This is a genomic window from Bacillus cereus group sp. BfR-BA-01316 (genome assembly GCF_022664195.1).
Lineage (GTDB): Bacteria > Bacillota > Bacilli > Bacillales > Bacillaceae_G > Bacillus_A.
The window spans coordinates 1-16,627 of record NZ_JAKUGX010000002.1; the positions used below are offsets into that span (position 1 = coordinate 1).

A 16,627-nucleotide genomic window follows, 5' to 3' on the forward strand; every position below is an offset into this window, starting at 1 on the left:
TCACTTACAGTTGTTGGATTTTCTCCATTGCCTCCATCACCTGTTGGCGGTGTTGTTGGATTTTCTCCATTGCCTCCATCACCTGTTGGCGGTGTCGTTGGATTTTCTCCATTGCCTCCATCACCTGTTGGCGGTGTCGTTGGATTTTCTCCACCAGTTTCCTTATCATCTTCGTTCTTTTTCGTTATATCAATTGCATATTTAGCAAATTCATTTTCAGATGGTCCAACATATGATATTTTCCCATCTTTCTTTATATGCTTTTGCGCATTTGGTGAAGAGTCAAATGTTGTATTTAATTTATCTGCAACAATTGGTTTAAATGTCCAATTTTGATCAGCTGCTGGATCAATAACTGGTGTTTCTTGCATATACTTCACAATGATTTGACGTGTTTCATCTTGCGATTGGTATACAACCTCCCCTTTACTTACACCAGGGAATGTTTGGCTACTTCCACGATAGTTATTTGTAGCAACGATGAACTCTTGAGTGTCGGCTACAGGCTTACCTTCATACGTCATATTTACAATACGATTCGTATTTGCATTTACAACTTTTCCATCTTTATCATATTTCGCCGGTTGCGTCACATCAATTTCGTATTTTAAACCATCTAAAATATCAAAGTTATATGTAGGATATCCTATATTTACCAGTTGTTGTTCATCTGTTTTCTTTGGATCAATTTGATTAAACTGACCTGCAGACATTTCAAGCCATTCTTTCACTTGCGCTCCATTTACTTTCACAGCATATAATGTATTTGGATATACATATAAATCCGCTACGTTTTTAATTGCTAACGTCCCTGCTGGAATATCCGTATAATATGAAGCACCGTTTCGGCCACCTGCTTTAAATGGTGCTCCTGCAGATAGTACTGGAATTCCTTTATATTTACTATATTGCCCGTTTTCAGCGAATAGCTTTTCTACATACCATTTTTGTGCATTTGTCACAAGTTGTACTGAAGGATCATCTTGTACTAGTGAAAAATAACTATTGATTGGTGCTGTCGTTTTACCTACAGCTGTATTTACATAATCGATTGTTGCTTTATGATCATCTTTAATTTCATTAACTAATTTTTGATCAGATTCTACTAATGGATTACCCTTACCATCAGCAATCGGACGAAGTTGTGGCTTAGATTGCTCTTTTTGTACTTCCCATTTTCCGTTTACCTTTTTCAATTGCATATCGATAATACCTAAGTTACTGCCAAAAACGCCAGGCATTACAACCGGAACCCCATTAAATACATCCTTCACTTCAGTATGTGAATGTCCCATTAATACTGCATCTACACCAGGAACTTCTGTTAAATAAAACGATGCGTTTTCCATGCCAACATTGTATCCACTCTTATCAACACCTGAATGAGCTAATGCAACGATAACGTCTGCACCTTCTTCTTTCATTTTCGGTACCATTTTCTTCGCTGTTTCAACAATATCTTTCGCTTTTACTTTTCCTTCTAAATTCGCTTTATCCCAGTTCATAACTTGAGGTGGAACAAATCCCATTACACCGATTTTCACTGTTTGTTTTTGGCCTGCTTCATCCACTACTTCTTTTTCTAAAATATGATATGGTTCAAAGTAATTTTGGTCGTTCTCTTCAATACCATCATGATCATCTTTATAAACATTCGAGTTAATAACCGGGAACTCCGTTTTACTAATCACTTTGTTTAAATAATCTAAACCGTAGTTAAATTCATGATTCCCAAGAGAGATGACGTCATACTTCATTAAATTCATTAAACGATATAATGGATGTACATAACTTGAATCAACAGGATTCTTCGGATCGTTTATTTTATTCGCCACATAATCTCCAAGCGGCGTTCCTTGTAATGCATCCCCATCATCAAATAGGACAGAGTTCTTCGCTTCTTCACGTGCTTTATTAACAAGTGTTGCAGTTTGCACGAGACCCACTTTATTATCTGTTTTCGTTTGATAATAATCGTAATTCATTAAGTTAACGTGAATATCTGATGTTTCTAAAATTCGTAAGTTAACTGTACTCTCCCCAGATTTTCCCTCCGCATGAACTGTTGTTGGCAAGACTTGTGGCGCTATAACGCCCATAGCAAGAGTTGCTCCAGCTAGCATTTTTTTTGACTTTTTCACAAAAGATCCCCCTTATACAATTACCCCAAAATAATGAAATGAATCTCTATCAGTCCCTAATCACATACCTTTTTCTTCTATTAGAGCGATGATTTTCACCTTATCTGACATTATCATATCTAAAGTACTTTCATACCGTCAATATTTTTTGACACACTTCTACAAATTTTCTGTAAAGTTATTGTGAATTTTTCATAAATATATAATATGCCCTTACATTGCTTATACTGCTGAATATGATACAATTACCAATTACAAGGAGGATGAATTTATGAAAAAAGTCATCTTAACAATTGTTTGTCTCCTCCTTCTAATCATTTCTTGTTCTAATTTTGAAAAGAACGATGAGACAGAACAAAAAGAAACTGAAGGAAAAGCAGAAAAAACATCTGCTCCGAGTTGGATTGATAAGCAAACGAACGACTCCTTTTATCATCTCGTATTAGGTGATTCACTCGCCAAAGGATATGGGTCTACACAAGGGGGATTTGCCGAATTAGCTTCTAAGCAACTAGAAGGACAAATTCATAAACCAATTACGGTAGAAAACCTCGGTGTAAACGGTCTCACTACAGATCGTCTCGTTAAAAAAGTTCAGTTAGAAGAAGTACAACAAAAAATTAGGGAAGCCAATATCATTACTATTAATATTGGTGGAAACAATTTATTTCGCTTAAATCGTGATGTAGGTGTTATTGATGGTATTAAAATGTTAAATAAAGAAAAAACTCGTTTTGAAACGGATGTAAAAACTATTGTAAAGACCGTTCGAGATCAAAATCCGGATGCTTTACTCATTCTCTCTGAGCTCTATAACCCTTTACAACTAGATGACTCCATCGCAAGTTATGCAGATATGTTTTTAGATGGTTGGAATGATTCTATTTATTCTATTTCAAAAGCACATCAACCGTCGATCGTTTTACCAATTCGCAAATTAATATCGAATGATAAAAAAGATTTACTATTTGACCAAGTACACCCAAATGATAGCGGTTATGCGATTATTGCCAATTCATTTACAAAGCAAGTGTTATCCTACAAATATTAAGGCTGCCATGAAACAATTCTATTTTTATACCTTGTCTTTTTTGTTACAATGATAGTGGAAGGGGGCCGTTATATGGAATCACGCGAGTGGGAACGTATTGTTGATCATCTTCTTTCGCTAGTGCCTCTTTTTTATCGCAAATTTATGCTTCCAGGAGAATTTTCTTCTCAAAGACATATGCCGCCATCACATACACAGGTGTTACTGCTTTTGCATGAAAATGGTACATTAGCAGTTTCAGAAATTGGCAAGCGGCTAGCGATTTCACGGCCTAATATGACCCCTCTATTAAACAAACTCATTCAAGAAGAACTAATAGAGCGTCATTATAGCGAAAAAGATCGACGGGTCATTTTAATTTCCCTAACAGCTGAAGGGAAATTACTAGTAGGTCAGTATCAGCAATTCATTTTAGACAAACTAAAAGAAAATTTTCAAACATTATCTGAGGAAGAGCGCGAAAAGCTCATTTATTCTCTTCAAACCATTCAAAATTTAATTTTGAAAACAAACGCATAAAGCTGCTTCTAAATAGAAGCAGCTTTATGATTCGTAATAATTACCATAATAAACATTTGAATACGGCCATGTCGTTAAATACGGTTTTTTCTCTTGAGTAACCTGTTGCTCAGGTTGTTGTAGTTGCGGCACTTGCTGTGGTTGCTGATACACTCCAAATTGTCTTCGCATATCATGTATCGGATAATATGTTGGATACGAGTATACTTGAGATACGTAATAATAATACATTCATTCTCTCCCCCTTTTTCTTAAACATATTCAAAGGAGAAAATGAATGTGACATTCTTTATATTTGCACAAGTGGTTCTCTCACTTGTTTCTTTCTTTTCTTCAAACGTAACTTACGATTCTTTTCATATAAATAATGCACAACGAAATATGAAATTACCCCAAACACAATTCCTATTATCGTCATACCAATTAATACATATATTTCACTCTGTAATAAGCTCTTTAACATCGTAAAAATATGGCTCGAAAACAAATCTGATATCGTAAATGGTTTATGATGTATTTTCTGTACATCAAATGGATAAATCGTTTTCCCTAACGCATAAGCAAACGGAAACAAAAATACTGGGAGAAACGATATTTTCCCAATAATATTACCAATGACTGCGGCTGGAAAAGATCCCTTTGCTAACCTGACAATTGGATAAAATATTAAATATACGAGCGATGCCGTATAAATTACTAACATTTCTAGCCCAAATCCAATAGCAAAACCTAATGATACTTTTTTTGCTCCTTCTGGTGATCGGAGCAACTTAAAATATTGAAACTTTAATATTCTCCACATTCGCTGAAAAAACGAATATGTCTTCTTAGTTGTCTTCACAATTATCATCTCTTTAACTATATTTTTTCTATCTAGTATGTCCTTACATGATATGAAAAACAAATTTAGTTTTCTCTTTTTATTATAAATGATATAGAGATGATTAACCAAATATACATCCGACATTTCAATATAAAAAAACCTTCCTTTTTAGGAAGGTTTTCCAGTAGTTTGAAACAAACTCACTAATAACGCTTTTTGAGCGTGCAATCGATTACCAGCTTGCTCAAAAACGATAGACTGTGGCCCATCTATAATCTCTCCAGTTACTTCTTCTTCACGATGAGCAGGCAAACAGTGCAAGAAACGATATGTTTGTTTCGCATTTATAACAAGCTCTTTATTTACTTGGAATGGCTGGAATAAAGTATATTTCTCTTCTTCTCCTTCTTGCCCCATACTCATCCAAACGTCAGTATATATAAAATCCGCTTCACTTACTGCTAATTCAGGGTTATGCAAAATTTCAATTTCAGCCCCTGTTTCATCTGCAATCGCTAACGCTTTTTTTACAATTTCTTCATTCGGCTCATACCCTACGGGAGTCGCAACAGTCATATTCATTCCTACTTTTGCACTTGCTAACAATAGTGAATGACATACATTATTCCCGTCACCTACGTAAGCTAATTTAATTCCTTTAAACGTATGAACTTCTTCATATATCGTCATTAAATCTGCTAACGCTTGGCAAGGGTGATGATCATCAGTTAAACCGTTAATAACAGGTATGCTCGATTCTTTCGCAAGCTCTTCCACATCCGCGTGTGAGAATGTACGTATCATAATCCCATCAATATAATGAGATAATACTTTCGCTGTATCTGAAACCGTCTCTCCTCTTCCAATTTGCATCTCTTTCCCACTTAAAAACATTCCATGCCCTCCGAGCTGTACCATTCCTGCCTCAAAAGAAACGCGAGTACGAGTTGAATGTTTATCAAAAATGAGCCCTAATATTTTCCCTTGTAATAAAGGCTCCTGCTTATTCTTTTTTAAATATATAGCAAACTCAATTAAAGAAATGATTTCTTCTTGCGTCAATTCTTCTAACGTTAAAAGATCTTTCGTATTTAATTTCGGTACTTGTACAGTTGACATGAAATTTCCCCCTTATATTATTGATGCATTTTTTGTACAAACCACTTTTTTTATCATATATACTGCCTGTTCTAGCTCTTCATTCGTTACAATAAGTGGTGGTAATAGTCTTATAACATTAGGCCCTGCTTGTAATACGAGAAGTCCTGCTTTTTCTAATTGTTCTATGAAATTTGCAACCTCATGCTTACATTCGATTCCAATCATAAGTCCCTTACCACGAATACTTTGAACACATTCAACGTGTCGTAATTCTTCTTGCAATTTCTTTAATACGTACTCGCCCTTTTCCTGTACTTCTTTTAAAAACGATTGTTCCTTAATGAATTGCAATACTTCTTTCGCTGCAGTCATAGCAATATAATTCCCGCCGAAAGTTGAACCGTGTGACCCTGCAGTAAAAGAAGAAGCTAGTTCTTTCCGGCCAATCATCGCTCCAACTGGAATACCATTCCCAAGCGCCTTTGCGATGGTAACGATATCAGGACCTATTCCCATTTGCTCATAAGCGAATAGTGTTCCTGTTCTGCCTATTCCAGTTTGTACTTCATCTATAATAAAAAGAGCATTGTACTGATTACATAGTTTTTCAATTTCCTTCAAAAAGGATGGATCAGCTAATATTACTCCTCCTTCTCCTTGAACAACTTCTACCATTACCGCCGCAACTTCTTCATTCATTACTTCCTCTAATGCTTGTTTGTCGTTAAATGGTGTATGTAAAAAAGACGGAAGTAATGGACCGAATCCTTCTTTCACTTTATCTTGCCCTGTTGCACTCATCGTTCCAAATGTTCTGCCGTGGAAAGATTGCTCACATGTTACGACGAGAGATTTTCCAGTATGCTTACGTGCTAGCTTTAAAGCCGCTTCATTTGCCTCCGCCCCGCTATTACAAAAAAACACATAATCTAACGCTGTATCTTCTGTTAATAACGATGCGACCCCTTCTTGTAAGGAGCTCGTAAATAAGTTAGATATATGCCATATGTTTCCAAGTTGTTTTTCTACTGCCTTTACAACAGTAGGATGACAATGCCCTAAATTACATACGCCAATACCAGAAGTGAAATCTAAATATTGCTCACCATTTTTATCGATAACTTTCGCCCCATTGCCCCTTAGTATTTCAATGTTTCTTCTTCCATACGTTTGAAAAAGATGGCTTGTCATATAATACTCACTCCTTTTGTTACCGTAGTTCCAACACACTCTCCTGTAACCTTAGTAAAATCCTTTGTACCATTTACGATACTAACCTTTTTCACTCCCATTTTTAACGATGTAAGTGCCGCCTGTACTTTCGGAATCATCCCGCCTGTAATGACACCTTGTTCTATAAAAGTAAGAATTTCATATTCATCCGTTTTCTTTACCAATCTTCCTTCGTGTAATACTCCATCTACGTCCGTTATAAAAATGAGTTCTTTTGCTCCTAGTGCGGATGCAATTCCAGCTGCAGCAGTATCTGCATTTATGTTATAAACTTCATTACCATTTATACCGATTGGAGCAATGACAGGAATATAATTCATATCAATCAACCCTTTTAATAAGGCTGTTTCTACATAACTTACTTCTCCTACATATCCTATCGCTTCGCCAACAGGTTGAACTTGAAGTAAATTACCGTCACATCCTGAAAGCCCCACCGCAAGTAAATCATGTTTTTGTAAATTCATTACGAATTTTTTATTCGTACTTCCGCATAGTACCATTTTAACAACATCCATAACCTCTTTTGGCGTTACTCGTAATCCATCCTTCTTTTCTACCTTGATATTTGAGTCTTCTAACTTGGCATCAATTTCTGTGCCACCGCCATGGACAATAACAACCTTATACTTATTTTGCAATTTCTTTATGCAATCAAAAAACACACTATTTACTCGATTCAACATGCTACCGCCACATTTAACTACAATATAATCACTCATCTTCTCTCTCCTTATGTACGATAACAAGCATTTATTTTCACATATTCATAACTTAAGTCGCAGCCCCAAGCTGATCCCGTTTCATCTCCTAAATGCAAACACACATCAATTTTTATTTCATGTTCTTGTAATTTTTTTGTCATTTCCTCTTCAGAAAACATTTGAGGCTCACTATTTTTTAATACGGCGATAGATTGAAGAGTGATATCAATTGCATTTGGGTTAATAGTTACTTCACTCTGTCCAATGCTACTAATAATTCGTCCCCAATTTGGATCCTCACCGTATATCGCTGTTTTCACAAGACTGGAACCCACTATTTGTTTTGCAATTTTCTTTGCTTCTTCATTTGTTCTAGCCCCTAACACGTTTACTTCTATTAACTTCGTAGCACCTTCACCATCTTGTGCAATTTTTTTCGCTAAATCTTCACATACCTTTTGTAAAGCAACTACGAAAGTTTCCCAGTCTTCATGTTCCATATTCATCGTTTTCATTTCTGATAATCCACTTGCCATAACGATGACCATATCATTTGTAGAAGTATCTCCGTCCACCGTAATTTGATTAAACGTATGATTCGTAATTTGTGATAATGCTGTTTGCAATACTTCATGCTCTATATTGGCGTCTGTTGTAATAAAACTAAGCATCGTTGCCATATTCGGTTTGATCATCCCTGAACCTTTTGCGACCCCAGCAATTTTCACTTCTTTCCCATCAATTATCATCTCATAGCAAGTTTCTTTCGTTATAAGGTCTGTCGTTAAAATTGCTTCACAAAAAGAATGAGCTTCACTTACTTCCTTTGTTGGTACAAGAGATTCAATTCCCTTTCGAATGATATCCATCGGTAAAGGTACTCCAATTACACCTGTTGAAGCGACTGCGACGTATTTTTCTTTTATTCCAAATTGTTCCGCTCCTAATGTTCGCATCTCATAAGCATCTTGCAATCCTTTCATCCCCGTACAAGCATTTGCAATGCCGCTATTTACAACAATTGCTTGTAATTTCCCTTCTGCTGCTATGCTATCCTTCGTTACTTGCAACGGCGCTGCTTGTATTTGATTTGTTGTATACACAGCGGCACATGATGCTGGCACCTCACAAACGATTGCACCTAAATCCTTTTTCTCTTTTTTCAGACCATTTGCAGTACCGATTGCCGAAAAGCCTTTCGGCGTAACAATTGAACCATTTGCTAATTTTGTAATAGACGATGCTTTAATCATAATTTCCCCCTTATGGATAAAGCGGCATATGCTGTAAACCCGTTGTCTCTTCTAGTCCCGCTAATAAATTTGCATTTTGAACTGCTTGCCCTGCTGCGCCTTTCATCATATTGTCTATTACAGAAACTACTGTAATTCTTTCTGTTCTTTCATCGTAAGCCACCCCAATATCACAATAATTTGAGCCTCTTACTTCTTTCGGACTCGGAAATTCTCCTTGAGAACGAATTCGAATGAAAGCTGAGTTGCGATACGTTTCTTCATACAACGCTTGAAGTTGCTTCATTTTGATTTCTTGTTTTACTTTCGCATAGAGTGTAACCATAATCCCTCTTGATATCGGTATTAAATGTGTACTAAATGTGATTGGCTTCGCTTTATCATTCCACTCTACAAGCATTTGCTCAATCTCAGGAACGTGCTGATGCTGATTTACTTTATAAATGTGAAGGTTATCATATAGCTCTGGAAAATGAGTCATTGTTGTTGGAGTTTTGCCTGCTCCAGATACACCTGACTTTGCATCAATGATAATCGAATCTTCTTCAATCATTCCGCTACGTACTAACGGCGCTATCGCTAATAATGCGGCTGTCGCAAAACATCCTGGGTTTGCAATTAAATTTGTATTTTGAATCTCAGGCCTTTTCCATTCACTTAATCCATATACTGCTTTCCTAAGGATTTCTGCTTCTGCAGCTGGCTTTTTATACCACATTTCATATGACGAAGGATCTATCATACGAAAGTCACCAGATAGGTCAATCACTTTTAAATCGACTTCTAATAATTTTGGTGTCAGCTCCGCCGATACTCCTGCGGGTGTTGCTAAAAACACAACCTCTGCTACCTTCCTTATTTCACCCACATCAATTTCTTGCAACTTATGAACGAGAACATTTCGCAAATGCGGATATGCATTCGCTATGCACTCGCCAACTTGCGAAAAGGAGTGAAGAGATGCTATTGAGAAGTATGGGTGTTGCTCTAATAACCTAATTAATTCAATACCTCCATATCCAGTTGCTCCAATAATTGCGACTTTCATACGCTCCTCCTTAAATTGATTCTTTAAATTAAATATGATTATAATATTGTATATTTATAGAGTCAATTAAATATTTATAAATTTTAAAAACTTTAAAAACTTAATTTTACTAGAAAAACAATATACATAAGTGGATTTTTATACAAAAACGGTGCATGGTAGTATTTTCATTTCACTTCAAGTACAATAAAGTGAAACTTTAATCAGAGGGGATTTTGTCCATCCTCCTCTGATTATTAGCCTTCACCAATCGGGCTTTTACGGGCAGTTAATGCGGGATAAAACAATACATGTATACATACAGGCGGGGAAAAACATGAATGAAAAATTAATTGAGAAAATGATTATAAAAAGTTTTCGGCAATATCAATGTAATCCTGTTTCAAAAGAGGATCAGGAAATGCTAATTAAACATATTCAAATGATAATTCATTCAAATACTGAAATTGATGTATACGAGGCTGTTGAGGATATCGTTTACGATTATGTGACTGGAAAATAAAAAAAACAGAAGATTTCCATATGGAAATCTTCTATTTTTTACTTAATGATTTGCCTGCAACACGTTCAAATAAACCTGGGAATAATGCGTAGAGCTTTGGCCCCATTCCCATCCACTTCGGCAAGTTTACTTCACGTTTTTTCGTTTGCATCGCCTTTACGATTTGTTCTGCTACATATGTTGGTTTTAACATGTAACGTCCCATATTTTTCACATATGTACCTGATTGATCGGCTATTTCAAAAAAGTTCGTATCTATCGGTCCTGGGTTAATTGCTGTTACATACACATTTGTGTTAGATAACTCCATACGCAAACTATTCGTAAATCCTAATACAGCGTGTTTTGTTGCTGCATAAGCACTCGACTTCGGAGTTGCAATTTTTCCAGCCAATGAAGCAATATTAATAATTTGTCCTTCGTTCCTTTTTACCATATAAGGTAATACCGCTTTCGTACAAGCTACTAATCCAAATACATTTACTTGAAACATATCCTTTACTTCATCCATTGAAGCATCTTCAAACGTTTTAAAAATACCAAACCCAGCATTATTTACCAATATATCAATACGTCCTACTTCTTGTAATACCTTTGAAAAAACAGATTGTACTTTCGTTTCTTCACTTACATCTAATACATAGTAATAGCAAGGCGTATTATAAGTTACTTTAATTTTGTCTGCTAATGCTTGTAGCTTCTCTTCTGTTCGAGCCATTAATACCGGCGTCGCCCCTTGCTCTGCAACCTGCATTGCAACTTGCTCTCCAATTCCACTAGAAGCACCTGTAATGACGATTACTTTTTCTTGTAAACGTCCCGTCATTGCTGTCACCTACTTTGCATAATAAATCAATTGTTGTGAAGATTCATCAATCATCACTTGTTGATTATATGCTAAAAAGTCTAATTGTCCAACAGTTTCTGAGATAGTAAGTGGCAATTGCTCTTTATATAATACCGGAAATAGTTTTACACATACTTCAAATGCTGTCATTGGCTTTTCCTTTAATAGTTCAAGCACTTTAAAAGCACGTGTCTCTTGCTTTTGCAATCTTGTTTCAATAAGTTGTTTCACATTCAGAACATCTTCCCCATGCCCTGATAAAATCCGTGAAATATTCATTTCACTTAAACGTTTTAACGTTTGATTGTACTGCAATAAAGGACGCGCTCTTTCTGTTTGCCCTTCATATGGTGGTTCTAATATTGGATTTGAAGAAATATGACTAATGAGAGCATCCCCACCAATTAATATTCCATCAGATTCTCTATATAATGAAATATGCGTGGAAGCATGACCCGGGGTTTCAATCACTGTAAATCCAGGTAACGAATCTATACGATCTCCCTCTCTCACGGTATGTGTTAACGATCTATTACAAGAATATTTAAGTGTCTTCGTCGTCAATAACGCCTCACCATTCAGAAATACTGCTGGAACGCCGAACTGTAAGGCTGTCTCTTTAAAGAATTCATGATACCTCTTTAAAAATTCAGCATTCTGTGTAATCCACGGTTCATTCCAAGGATGTCCGATAATCTTTACTTTTTCAGAAAATATATTTAAAAGTCCGCAATGATCCGCATGGTGATGCGTAATCACTACCGTTTCAATATCTTCTATCTTATACCCTAATGCACCTAATTGACTTTCTAGTGCCTTCTTTGCTTCTTCTGTATTTGTCCCTGTATCAATTAACGTTAATGTTTCTCCCTCAACTAAAAACACATTCACTGTCTCAACTGCAAATGGAACAGGAATCTCCATTCGATGAATCGCCGTCATGCTTAGCCCCCCCTGTCTTTTTCCGGTTCAAAAATGAATACCTCTTCAGTTTACAACTTCCCTATAAATTTGTCATTATTTTCAGATAAAAAGAGGTGTTTTCCATAAAAAAACGAATGTATGTACATTTATAAGTATTTCTAACCAAATTTAAAGGAGGAACATCATGTCTATGCAAAACATTTCCTTTCTCGGTGCAGGCTCTATTGCCGAAGCGATTATTGGTGGTTTATTAAACTCAAATGTTGTTAAGGGAGAACATGTCACTGTAAGTAATCGTTCTAACGAGACAAGATTACAGGAGTTACATAAAAAATACGGTGTCAAAGGTACACATAATAAAAAGGAATTACTTGCTGATGCAAATATTCTTTTTCTAGCTATGAAACCAAAAGATGTCGCAGAAGCGGTTATTCCTCTTAAAGAATACATAAATAAAGACTTGCTTATTATTTCGTTATTAGCAGGTGTTTCTACTCATTCAATTAGAAACCTACTTCAAAAAGACGTGCCGATTATTCGTGCAATGCCAAATACATCTGCGGCCATTTTAAAATCCGCTACCGCTATCTCACCTTCAGAACATACAACGGAGGAACATATTCGCATTGCAACATCGTTATTTGAAACGATTGGTCTCGTCTCTGTTGTAGAAGAAGAAGATATGCATGCTATCACTGCATTATCCGGAAGTGGACCAGCTTATATTTATTACGTGGTAGAGGCAATGGAAGAGGCAGCAAAAAAAATTGGTTTAAAAGAAGATGTTGCAAAATCTCTTATTCTTCAGACGATGATTGGTGCTGCTGAAATGCTAAAAGCAAGTGAAAAACACCCTTCTATTTTGCGAAAAGAAATTACTTCTCCTGGTGGAACAACTGAAGCAGGTATTGAAGTATTACAGGAGCATAATTTTCAACAAGCATTAATCTCATGTATTACACAAGCAACGAAACGATCACACGATCTTGGAAAAACATTAGAAAAAATAGCAAAAGAAAAATAAAAAACGGAGCTCAACTTTATTTGAGCTCCGTTTTTACTTTAATCATATGATATGCTTTTAGTTATTACTCTTACCAAAAATCTCTTCTTGCAGACGACGACCTGTTGGTGTTGCTGCAAGTCCACCTTCTGCTGTTTCACGAAGTGCTACTGGCATCGTTTGTCCAATTCTAAACATCGCCTCAATGACTTCATCACATGGAATTGTACTAGTTACACCAGCTAGTGATAAATCAGCTGAAATCATGGCATTCGCAGCTCCTGCTGCATTACGTTTTACACAAGGTACTTCTACAAGCCCTGCAACAGGATCACATACTAAACCAAGCATATTCTTTAATGAAATCGCCATCGCTGTAGCAGCTTGATCTTGTGTTCCACCAGCCATCTCAACTGCTGCTGCTGCTGCCATTCCACTTGCTGAACCTACTTCAGCTTGGCAACCTCCTGCCGCGCCGGAAATACAAGCATTATTCGCAACAACCATACCGAAAGCTCCTGCTGTAAATAAAAATTCAATCATTTCTTCGCGTGTCGGCTGTAATTTTTCTTGCAGTGCAAAGAGTACACCTGGCACTGTTCCAGCAGATCCTGCTGTTGGTGTTGCACAAATGATTCCCATCGCCGCGTTTACTTCATTTGTTGCGACAGCTTTACTCACTGCGTCCAAAATTGTATCTCCAGATAAGCCTTTTCCACTCTTTAGATACACTTGGACTTTCACAGCATCCCCGCCAGTTAAACCAGTCGGTGATTTCACACCACGAATACCGCGTTCTACTGCTTGTTCCATCACGACTAAGTTCTTTTCCATTCCAGCAATTACTTCTTCACGTGAGATATTTCTTGTTTCCATTTCACATTGAATCATAATTTCTGCGATTTTTACATTTTGCTCTTTAGCTTGCGCCACTAGTTCCGCTGCGTTCCGAAACATGGTGTGTCCCCCCTGCAATTAATCCATAATAGTTACTTGACAAATATTTTGTTGCCCATTTATTTCCGCGATTACTTCATCTGCTAATAATTCATCTGTTTCAATGACCATAAGCGCCCTTCTTCCTTTTTCTTTACGAGAAACACTCATTGTACTAATGTTAATCTCATGCTTAGCAAGGATTGAAGCTACAGCTGCGATAGCACCAAAGCGATCGTTATTTACAATAAGTAGTGCTGGACTCGTGCCTGTTAATTGAAGATCGAATCCGTTTAATTCTACAACTTCAATTTTACCGCCACCAATTGAGCAAGCAACAACTTCAATTTCCTCTTCATCTTTATACAGACGAATTTTCGCTGTATTTGGATGCGGAGCATTTGCATCTTCTTCAATGAATTCCACTTCAATCCCGCGTTCTTTTGCAATATCTAACGCACTTGGAATACGTAAATCATCTGTTTCAAATCCTAGTATTCCACCGATTAGCGCTACATCCGTACCGTGACCACGGTATGTTTTTGCAAATGAACCATATAATGAAATGCTAACTCTCTCTGGCTCATGACGAAACAGCTGACGAGCAACTTGCCCCATTCTTGCCGCGCCTGCTGTATGTGAACTTGATGGACCAATCATAACCGGACCAATAATATCAAACACTGAGCGGTACTTCATTATAACTCCCCCTAAATCTCTATGAAAAAATTTATTCTACTATTTTATTAAGCTACCGCATCTGTTGCTTTTTCAGTTGTACCACGAATCTGTTCCGCTGTACGAATTGGATAGTTTTTGAATAAAAGTGAACCAATATATCCTGAAATAATGCCAGATACCATAATACATAAGAAATATAGCATTACTTTCATTTAAAATGATATAAGATAACCAGCAATAAATCCTGGTAGCAATCCAAAGTTTAACACAGAAGCCCCTACAAGCATAGCATAAACCAGGTAATACACCCATCGCTAATGCAACTAAAGTTGCACCCACTACTCCGCTTAGGCTACCTACTGATTTTCCGACTTCTTTTAAAGAATGGTATACCCATTAAATCTCCACCAACGTATAATTGAAAGGCTTCTACTAAGGAACTTGCAACGGCTACACTTGCTAAAGCTCCTATTGCTTTCATACCGTTTGGCGCTTTAAAACTAAAGAGTGAAAAAAGATATAGTACAAATAATAGTAATATCTTTCCTTTCATAATCTCCATGTTGCCCTCTCACTGTTTAGTCAATTTCGTTTGTTACAAAAAATGGCTAACACGCTTGATGTAAATTATGATAAATTATAATGTGCCCTCATTATAGCTTGTTTTTTATAAAACGCTTACTTTTGTTGAATTTTAAAATTTCTGAATAAAAATCTATTTTCCCTATTTGTATCACTTGTATGTCGTCCTACTTATATAACAGTTTTTCTAAATAATCGATATTATATATTTTTATCCTATATCTCTAAACCATTACAACTTTCTGTGTTATCCAATATAAATATAAAATGATAACAGTTTTAGTAAAAAAAATTTTTATTATAAATAAAAAAATGGCAAACATATGTTACCATTTTTTTGAATATTACTTTTCTACTGGAAATGATTTCAAATCCATCGCGATTTCTGTATTAGAAAATAACTCTCTTGCTTCTTTCAGCAATTCCTTATATGTATCTCCTTGATAACGAGAACTAATATGAGTCAATATTAATCGCTTTACATTTGCATTTAATGCAACACGCGCAGCTTGTTCTGTTGTTGAATGGAAATAGTCGTGTGCTTGCTGTTCATCTTCTGCCGCAAAAGTCGCTTCATGAACAAGTACATCAGCATCTTGCGCAAGCTCTCTACTCGCTTCGCAATATCGTGTATCGCCTAAAATTGTAATAACTCTTCCTTTTTGAGGCGGGCCGATAAAATCTTTTCCATTTAACACTGTGCCATTCTCTAATTCAACTACTTCACCATCTTTTAAGCGTTTAAAAACTGGACCAGGTTTCACACCCATTCCCAGCAACTTATCCACTAAAAGAGCTCCCTGTATATCTTTCTCTACAATTCGATATCCGAAACATTCGATTCCGTGTGATAACCTTTTTGTTTCTACACCGAATTCATGATCCTCAAACACAATACCTTCTTCCGTGATCTCAACGATTTCAAGTGGATATTTAACATGTGTCGTACTTACTAATAATGCTACTTCAATAAATTGTTTAATTCCTTTTGGGCCGTACACTGTTAACGGCGTCGTTCCCCCTTGGAAAGAACGGCTCCCTAATAAACCCGGCAAACCAAAAATGTGATCTCCATGTAAATGAGTAATAAATATTTTTTCAATGCGTCTTGGGCGTACAGATGTATGTAAAATTTGATGCTGAGTCGCTTCACCACAGTCAAATAGCCACGTTTGCCCTCGTTCTTCTAACAATTGTAAGGCAATTGCTGAAACGTTCCTTCCTTTTGAAGGAACACCTGCACCAGTTCCTAAAAATACAAATTCCACTTTCTTTCCTC

At 36.4% G+C, this 16,627-nt stretch carries 18 protein-coding genes and 1 pseudogene; 4 read left to right on the top strand and 15 right to left on the bottom strand.

Annotation, left to right across the window (positions count from 1 at the left end):
• Positions 1–2,141 (bottom strand): bifunctional 2',3'-cyclic-nucleotide 2'-phosphodiesterase/3'-nucleotidase (gene cpdB / locus MR071_RS01605; protein ID WP_242234700.1); only part of this gene is annotated, 2,141 nt, incomplete at its 3' end.
• Positions 2,142–2,412: 271 nt separating this feature from the next.
• On the opposite strand from cpdB, the gene MR071_RS01610 reads away from it, so the two are divergent.
• Together MR071_RS01610 and MR071_RS01615 are read left to right on the top strand one after the other, a co-directional pair.
• Positions 2,413–3,192 (top strand): GDSL-type esterase/lipase family protein, encoded by a 780-nt coding sequence (locus MR071_RS01610; protein WP_105584591.1) that lies wholly within the window; start codon positions 2,413–2,415, stop codon positions 3,190–3,192.
• Positions 3,193–3,264: 72 nt separating this feature from the next.
• Positions 3,265–3,711, top strand: a complete 447-nt coding sequence (locus tag MR071_RS01615) for a MarR family winged helix-turn-helix transcriptional regulator (protein ID WP_105584590.1) — start codon at positions 3,265–3,267, stop codon at positions 3,709–3,711.
• 24 nt (positions 3,712–3,735) lie between these two features.
• Here the strand turns inward: MR071_RS01615 and MR071_RS01620 are convergent, their stop codons facing one another.
• The 7 genes from MR071_RS01620 to argC all read right to left on the bottom strand — a co-directional run bounded on the left by MR071_RS01620 (position 3,736) and on the right by argC (position 9,873).
• On the bottom strand, positions 3,736–3,942 hold the full coding sequence (locus tag MR071_RS01620; RefSeq protein WP_105584589.1) for a hypothetical protein: 207 nt from the start codon (positions 3,940–3,942) through the stop codon (positions 3,736–3,738).
• A gap of 58 nt (positions 3,943–4,000) precedes the next feature.
• Entirely contained in the window at positions 4,001–4,552 is a 552-nt protein-coding gene (locus MR071_RS01625) for a DUF2062 domain-containing protein (RefSeq protein WP_105584764.1), read from the bottom strand.
• A gap of 150 nt (positions 4,553–4,702) precedes the next feature.
• Positions 4,703–5,653 carry an ornithine carbamoyltransferase gene (argF, locus tag MR071_RS01630; RefSeq protein WP_242234702.1) on the bottom strand — a complete coding sequence of 317 codons (951 nt, stop codon included), beginning with the start codon at positions 5,651–5,653 and terminating at the stop codon, positions 4,703–4,705.
• Positions 5,654–5,665: 12 nt separating this feature from the next.
• Complete coding sequence (locus tag MR071_RS01635) at positions 5,666–6,826, bottom strand: acetylornithine transaminase (RefSeq protein WP_242234704.1); 1,161 nt, start codon at positions 6,824–6,826, stop codon at positions 5,666–5,668.
• Positions 6,823–7,590: an acetylglutamate kinase gene (argB, locus tag MR071_RS01640; protein WP_105584586.1), complete on the bottom strand. Its 768-nt coding sequence runs from the start codon at positions 7,588–7,590 to the stop codon at positions 6,823–6,825. Before argB ends, MR071_RS01635 begins: the two co-directional genes overlap by 4 nt.
• Before the next feature lie 11 nt (positions 7,591–7,601).
• A complete protein-coding gene (gene argJ, locus MR071_RS01645) occupies positions 7,602–8,825 on the bottom strand; it encodes a bifunctional glutamate N-acetyltransferase/amino-acid acetyltransferase ArgJ (protein WP_142395756.1) in 1,224 nt (407 codons plus the stop codon).
• Positions 8,826–8,835: 10 nt separating this feature from the next.
• Entirely contained in the window at positions 8,836–9,873 is a 1,038-nt protein-coding gene (argC, locus tag MR071_RS01650; RefSeq protein WP_105584584.1) for an N-acetyl-gamma-glutamyl-phosphate reductase, read from the bottom strand.
• Positions 9,874–10,189: 316 nt separating this feature from the next.
• Here argC and MR071_RS01655 point away from each other — a divergent pair, with 316 nt between their 5' ends.
• Entirely contained in the window at positions 10,190–10,375 is a 186-nt protein-coding gene (locus MR071_RS01655; RefSeq protein WP_002160569.1) for a YqzH family protein, read from the top strand.
• Positions 10,376–10,406: 31 nt separating this feature from the next.
• Here the strand turns inward: MR071_RS01655 and MR071_RS01660 are convergent, their stop codons facing one another.
• A complete protein-coding gene (locus MR071_RS01660) occupies positions 10,407–11,201 on the bottom strand; it encodes an SDR family oxidoreductase (protein ID WP_070144786.1) in 795 nt (264 codons plus the stop codon).
• 9 nt (positions 11,202–11,210) lie between these two features.
• Positions 11,211–12,164, bottom strand: a complete 954-nt coding sequence (locus tag MR071_RS01665; RefSeq protein WP_242234706.1) for an MBL fold metallo-hydrolase — start codon at positions 12,162–12,164, stop codon at positions 11,211–11,213.
• 166 nt (positions 12,165–12,330) lie between these two features.
• On the opposite strand from MR071_RS01665, the gene proI reads away from it, so the two are divergent.
• The gene (proI, locus tag MR071_RS01670) at positions 12,331–13,170 is read left to right on the top strand and encodes a pyrroline-5-carboxylate reductase ProI (RefSeq protein ID WP_105584582.1); all 840 of its coding nucleotides are present in this window, start codon (positions 12,331–12,333) and stop codon (positions 13,168–13,170) included.
• 57 nt (positions 13,171–13,227) lie between these two features.
• Here proI and sdaAA read toward each other — a convergent pair whose 3' ends face one another.
• The 5 genes and pseudogenes from sdaAA to rnz form a co-directional block, all read right to left on the bottom strand.
• The gene (gene sdaAA, locus MR071_RS01675) at positions 13,228–14,106 is read right to left on the bottom strand and encodes an L-serine ammonia-lyase, iron-sulfur-dependent, subunit alpha (RefSeq protein WP_105584581.1); all 879 of its coding nucleotides are present in this window, start codon (positions 14,104–14,106) and stop codon (positions 13,228–13,230) included.
• An 18-nt stretch (positions 14,107–14,124) separates the two neighbouring features.
• Positions 14,125–14,784, bottom strand: a complete 660-nt coding sequence (gene sdaAB / locus MR071_RS01680) for an L-serine ammonia-lyase, iron-sulfur-dependent subunit beta (protein ID WP_105584580.1) — start codon at positions 14,782–14,784, stop codon at positions 14,125–14,127.
• Between the two features lie 47 nt (positions 14,785–14,831).
• Positions 14,832–14,969 (bottom strand): hypothetical protein, encoded by a 138-nt coding sequence (locus MR071_RS01685; protein WP_181149437.1) that lies wholly within the window; start codon positions 14,967–14,969, stop codon positions 14,832–14,834.
• A gap of 12 nt (positions 14,970–14,981) precedes the next feature.
• Positions 14,982–15,328: pseudogene (locus tag MR071_RS25725) on the bottom strand (PTS sugar transporter subunit IIC); the annotation flags it as partial.
• A 364-nt stretch (positions 15,329–15,692) separates the two neighbouring features.
• Positions 15,693–16,616, bottom strand: a complete 924-nt coding sequence (rnz, locus tag MR071_RS01695; protein WP_105584578.1) for a ribonuclease Z — start codon at positions 16,614–16,616, stop codon at positions 15,693–15,695.
• Between the last annotated feature and the right edge of the window lie 11 nt (positions 16,617–16,627).